Below are 6,222 nucleotides of genomic sequence, written 5' to 3' on the forward strand. Positions count from 1 at the left end.
GACGCTGACGGCCGTGCTCGACCCGGGGGACGAGGTCATCGTCCCCACGCCCTCCTTCGTGGCGTATCAGCCGGAGGTCTTGCTGGCCGGCGGAGTCCCCGTCCCGTTGCCGACTCAGCTGGAAGACGATTTCCAGGTGCGACCCGAGGCGTTCGAGCGCCTGATCACGCCCCGCACCAAGGCTGTGCTGCTGGGGTACCCCAGCAATCCCACCGGGGCAGTGATGTCGCGCCAGAACCTGCTCGCCCTAGCGGCCATCGTCGAGCGCCATGACCTGTTGGTCATCTCAGATGAAATCTATGACCGCCTGGTGTATGGCGGCCACCAGCATGTGTGCTTCGCCTCGCTGCCGGGGATGCAGGCGCGCACGGTCACGCTGGGCGGCTTCTCGAAGGACTACGCCATGACCGGCTGGCGCATCGGCTACGCCGCCACGCCGGCGCCGTTGCTGGCCGAGCTGCGCAAGGTTCACCAGTACACCATCATGTCTGCCTCGACCATGTCTCAGGACGCCGCCCTCGAAGCGCTGCTGCACGGCGAGGCACACGTCGAGCGCATGCGGTCGGAGTACGATCGGCGGCGCCGGCTGATCGTCTCTGGGCTGAATGAATTGGGCATGCCGACCTTCGAGCCGCTGGGCGCTTTCTACGCCTTCCCTTCCATTGCAGCCACCGGCATGAGCGACGCGGTCTTTGCCGAAAGGCTGTTAACCGAGGAACGGGTTGCCGTCGTTCCCGGCAGCGCCTTCGGCGCCGACGACGGCTTCGTCCGCTGTTCGTACGCCACCTCTTACGAGAAGATCGAGCAGGCGCTCGAACGCTTGCGGCGGTTCATGCAGCGCCACGGCTGACTTCCAGCCCCAGACCCGCCCCGCTGTTGTACAATCCCACGCATGACCGACTGCCGACCCTCTATCGGCCTGGAAGTGCACGCTCAACTGCAGACGCAATCCAAGATGTTTTGCGCCTGCCCGGTCGTCGACTCCACCTCGGCTCGCCCGAACAGCGCGGTGTGCGAAGTGTGCACCGGTATGCCCGGGACGCTGCCGGTTGCTAACCAGCGGGCGGTGGAGTATGGACTGCGAGTGGCCCTGGCCCTTGAGTGCACCATCGCCACCACCAGCTTGTTCGCTCGCAAGAACTACTTCTATCCCGACCTGCCCAAGGGCTATCAGATCTCGCAGTACGAGTTCCCCTTGGCGCAGGGGGGACAGTTGACCGTGCCCCTCGATCGCGGCGAGAAGAGGGTACGCATCCGCCGAGTCCACCTGGAGGAAGACACCGGCAAACTGGTGCACCAGGAAGGCTCCTCGCTGATCGACTACAACCGCTCCGGCGTGCCTCTGCTCGAGATCGTCACCGAGCCCGACCTGGAATCTGTCGAAGAGGTGCGGCACTACGCCGCCGTCCTGCGGCGGCTGCTTCGCTACCTCGGCGTCAACAGCGGCGACATGGAGAAAGGCGTGATCCGGTTCGAGGCCAATGTCTCGGTCCGCCCGCAGGGCAGTGACGTCTTGGGCACTCGCACCGAGGTCAAGAACCTGAACTCGTTCCGGGCCCTGCTGCGAGCGGTTGCCTTCGAGATCGAGCGCCAATCGGCCTTGCTGGCTGCGGGTCAGCCTGTGCTGCAGCAGACGCTGGGGTGGGACGAGCGAGGCGGGGTCACCCTCCCCCAGCGCAGCAAGGAAGAAGCCCACGACTACCGCTACTTCCCCGAACCCGACCTTCCCCCACTGGTCCTTGAGCCCGGATGGATCGATGACGTGCGGCGGTCGCTGCCCGAGCTGCCGGTCGCCCGCATGCGGCGATTCCAGAACGCCTACGGCCTGTCTTCCTCGCTGGCGGGCGTGCTCACCGAAGACCGAGCCGCCGCCGATTACTTCGAGGCCGCTTGCGCTGCCTCCCCCGGCCTCGCAGCCGCGGACGTGGCCCACTGGGTTTCCGGTGAGTTGTTCTCCCTGCTCAACCAAGAGGGCTTGGCCATCGAGGCCTGCCCCTTGCCGCCCGAGGCCCTAGCGGAGATCCTTCGCTTACAGCAGACCGGGCGGATCAACCCGACGACCGCCAAGCAGCTGCTGGCGGAGGTCTTCCACAACGGCGGGAGCCCAACGACCCTGGTCGAGCAGCGGGTCCTCGCCCAGGTCACCGATCCCTCCTCCATCGACGCCTTGATCGCCCAAGTCGAGCAAGCCCACCCGGCACAGGTGTCCCAGTACCTCGAGGGAAAGAAGGGGATCGAACAGTGGCTGTTCGGCCAGGTGATGCGGGCGGCCTCCGGCAAGGCGGACCCGCATATTGTGCAGGATCGCCTGCGGCGCAGGTTGACCGAGCTTGAGAAGACTCGCCGACCCTTGTGAAGGTCGTCACTTGACCTGCCCCAGGGGCTGGACTACCGTTCTACCAGGCAGACGACTGACCGAAAGGGGTGCGCTGGGTTGACGGGCTTCCCAGGCGGTCAGTTCCCCCTGTTCTAACCCCCCTACGGGGGAGCCTTATCTCTGAATGAGGGCAGAAGACGTGAATACGTTCGAAATGGCTCAGGCTCAGTTCGACGCAGTGGCGGCCCAGCTCAAGCTCGAGCCCGCCATTGCAGAATACCTCCGCTGGCCGATGCGCGAATTCCGCTTCACCATCCCGGTCCGCATGGATGATGGCAGCTTGCGCATCTTCACGGGTTTCCGCGTCCAGCACAACGACGCCCGCGGGCCCAACAAGGGTGGCATCCGCTTCCACGCCAGTGAGACCATCGACACGGTGCGGGCGCTGGCCATGTGGATGACCTGGAAGTGCGCCGTGGCCGACATCCCTCTCGGCGGCGGCAAGGGCGGCATCATCGTCGATCCTTCCACCTTGAGCGTCGGCGAGAAGGAACGCCTGTGCCGCGGCTGGATACAGCAGATGTGGAAGAACCTCGGGCCGCGCCAGGATGTGCCCGCGCCCGACATTGGCACCACCCCACAGATGATGGCTTGGATGATGGACGAATACAGCAAGCTGGTCGGTGCGTACACGCCCGGCATGATCACCGGCAAGCCCTTGAGCGCCGGCGGGTCCCTCGGCCGGACCGAGGCCACTGGCTACGGCGTCACCTACTGCATCCGCGAGGCAATGCAGCACCTCAAGCTGGCTCCCAAGGACTGCACCGCCGCCATCCAGGGCTTCGGCAACGTCTCCCAGTACGCCACGATCGGATTCACCGAGATCCTCGGCGGCAAGGTCGTGTGCGTCTCCTGCTGGGACAACAAGGACAAGAAGTCGTACACCTTCAGCAAGAAGGAGGGGGTCGACGGGCGGTTCCTGCTGACGATCACCGATCAGTACGGCACGATCGACAAGGAGGCTGCCAAGAAGGCCGGCTACGAGCTCGAGGCCGGCGACGCCTGGCTGAGCAAGGACGTCGATGTCCTGATTCCCGCCGCCTTGGAAGGCCAGATCACCGGCGAGAACGTCGGCAAGCTCAGCACCAAGGTCAAGATCGTCGCCGAGGGAGCCAATGGTCCGGTCACGATCGAGGCCGACAAGGAGTTCCAGAAGAGGGGAATCCTCGATATCCCTGACTTCCTGTGCAACTCAGGGGGTGTCACCACGTCTTACTTCGAGAGCGTCCAGAACGACATGAACTTCTACTGGACCACTGAAGATGTGCTCAAGCGCCTGGACGACAAGATCAGCACAGCCTTTCACGCCGTGCTCAAGATGTCGCAGGACCATAAGGTGTACATGCGCGATGCCTCCTACATGGTTGCCATCGACCGGGTCGTCAAGGCGATGCAGCTCCGCGGCTGGGTCTAGCCTACTTCCGGCCGTCTGATAAGCCTCCTGTTGCAGGGCGGTTCAGGCAAATTTTGGAGAGCACCAGCAGCGTTTCGTGGTTGGTGCTCTCTCTACTCTCAAGCATCCTTATCACTCAGTGAGGAATGGACTCGTAGTAGTCGTAGGGCCTGGGGATAGGGGGGAGAGGACGGCTTTTTGGGGGCACACCCCCTAGATAATTGGGACCCAGGGGAAACCTACCCATGGATAGGGATTGTGAACCGAGGAGAAGTCCACAGGCATCCTGGGGAGGGACAGGGGACAAGGAGGCCCGCGGAGTAGCTCGTTTAGGTGAAGACCGACAGATGGGGGCAGCAACCCAACTCAGAGCAAATATGGCGGAGAGATGGCTGGACATCGGAAACGGACAAGGGCAGTTCTCCCCACGAAACAGGAGTTATCCACAGTTAGTGAGGGCTTATCCACAGCCCATCGCTCGTCAGGAAGGCTGGTTTACAATCGGCCTCGGCCACGCCCTGGAGGAAGAATCGCAGCTGGGGCCGGGAAGATCGAGGCCCCTGGCCGCGGAGGCGGGCGGCTGATCGACAGTCCCAGAGGGGGCCAGAGAAATGGCGATCCGGCCGGAACCTTCCCGGGACCTCGCCCACAGGAAGAGAGGGAGAAGGTGGATCTGCGAGCAGCCGACCTTCAAGCCATATGGACGGCGGAGAACCGGCCACCATTTCGATTTCCACCTTGCCAAGGTGTCGATGTTTGATGGCCCTGGGTATCCGCAGCGGAAGCGAGGTGTGGCCGGGTTCTCGGGGCAGTCGGCCGGCGGCATGCCCGTGCAGCACACCCAGGAAACCAGGTTGGACGGCAGGCATAGCAGGAGATTCCGGACCTTTCGCCAGGGTGAACGAGCTTCCAGAGCGGTGAGGAATCTGTGAAGAGCGTCTCGGATTCGATCTTGCCGGGCAACGTTCAGGGTTGGCGAGGCCTGATGGCCGAGGCCGGCCGGAATCTACAGGCTGCGCTGGGGGACAAGCATCGGGTGGTGATCGTCGGCCCAGCCAACACAGGCAAGTCGACCTTGTATAACCGGCTGATCCAGTCACGGGCGGACCGGCAGGACGTGAGCCCGCTTCCGGGGACGACCACCGCGGCCAGGCTGGCGGACTCGGGGCTGTTTGCCTTGGTCGATACCCCGGGCATGGACGTGGCCGGACCACAAGGAGAGGCGCAGCGCGAGAAGGCGATGAGCGCAGTGCGCCAGGCGGACTACATCGTGTTGATACTCGACGGAAGCCGCCCCGTCGGACCCAAGCAGCGCGCGCTGTACCTGGACCTGCTGGGGCTGCGCAAGCCGATGGCCGTTGTGCTGAACAAGATCGACCTTGTGGTCAATCAGCGAGAAGCAGTCGTGGACCGAACGGCGCGGGCGTTGGATCTGCCGGCGGAAGACATCCTGCCAATCAGCGCCCGCGGCGGAATCGGACTGAGCCGGTTGCTGGTGACGATCGTCAGCGACGAGCCGGGGCTGGTGGCGGCGCTGGGACAGGCCATGCCCGAATACCGCTGGCAATTGGCACAGACTGTGATTTCGCGCTCGGCAAGCGCTGCAGCCGCTATCGCCCTCACCCCGCTGCCGATCCTCTCCTTCATCCCCCTGATAGGGATCCAATCGCTGATGGCGCTGTCGATCGCCCGCATCTATGGCAAGCGGGTGACGCTGGCCCGGGCTCGGGAGCTGCTCTTCACCTTTGGCATGGGCGTGCTCGGCCGGACTCTGTTCATCGAATTGAGCAAGCTCGGCGGCCCTCCCGGCTGGGTGGTTTCCGTGGGCGTGGCAGCCGGGATGACGGTTTCCACGGGATATGCCGTTGCCACCTGGTTCGAACGCGGCGAGCGGCTGCCATCGGCGGCCATCCTGCGCGTGGCGCGGGCGGTCGCCCAGAACCTGATGGGTCGACTGCGCGGCGGCAGCCGCAAGACCCTGCGGCGCCAGGTCGGGGAAGCGCTGGAGACACTGCCGCCGCGCGATCTCGTGACCCAATCCGAGCCAACGACCCCCGAGCACACCCCGTAACCGGTGCTCGAGGCGAGCGCCGGCGGAAGGTAACTCCGTCGAGGGAGGCCCATCTGTGTCCGAGAGCGCGCGAGACCTGCTGGTGAGGGGCGTGGCGGCAGCCAAGGCGGGGGATTCCAAGGAGGCCCGCTTCTTCCTGGAGTGGATGCTGCGGAACGAACCGACGGCTGACCAGCGCACAGAAGCCTGCCTGTGGTTGAGCGATCTGAGCCAGGAACCCTCTGAAGAGCGGCGCTGGCTGGAAGAGGTCCTTGCACTGCGGCCGGCCGACTCGCGGGCCCGGCGCAAGTTTGCGCTGCTGACCGGAGACCTGCGTCCAGACGAGGTTGTGAACCCCGAGGCCTTGCCGGCACCGACAGAAGATACGGCAGCCCCCGAGAC

At 64.6% G+C, this 6,222-nt stretch carries 5 protein-coding genes; all 5 read left to right on the forward strand.

From position 1 onward, the window contains the following. A partial coding sequence (locus tag MUO23_09425) for an aminotransferase class I/II-fold pyridoxal phosphate-dependent enzyme (GenBank protein ID MCJ7513172.1) occupies nt 1-850 on the forward strand: 850 nt, incomplete at its 5' end. Nucleotides 851-892: 42 nt separating this feature from the next. Further along, nucleotides 893-2,356, forward strand: a complete 1,464-nt coding sequence (gatB, locus tag MUO23_09430) for an Asp-tRNA(Asn)/Glu-tRNA(Gln) amidotransferase subunit GatB (GenBank protein MCJ7513173.1) — start codon at nt 893-895, stop codon at nt 2,354-2,356. A 160-nt stretch (nt 2,357-2,516) separates the two neighbouring features. Next, complete coding sequence (locus MUO23_09435; protein MCJ7513174.1) at nt 2,517-3,791, forward strand: Glu/Leu/Phe/Val dehydrogenase; 1,275 nt, start codon at nt 2,517-2,519, stop codon at nt 3,789-3,791. A gap of 907 nt (nt 3,792-4,698) precedes the next feature. Further along, nucleotides 4,699-5,841, forward strand: a complete 1,143-nt coding sequence (locus tag MUO23_09440; protein MCJ7513175.1) for a 50S ribosome-binding GTPase — start codon at nt 4,699-4,701, stop codon at nt 5,839-5,841. Between the two features lie 55 nt (nt 5,842-5,896). Then, a partial coding sequence (locus MUO23_09445) for a hypothetical protein (protein ID MCJ7513176.1) occupies nt 5,897-6,222 on the forward strand: 326 nt, incomplete at its 3' end.

The organism is Anaerolineales bacterium, from assembly GCA_022866145.1.
GTDB lineage: Bacteria > Chloroflexota > Anaerolineae > Anaerolineales > E44-bin32 > PFL42.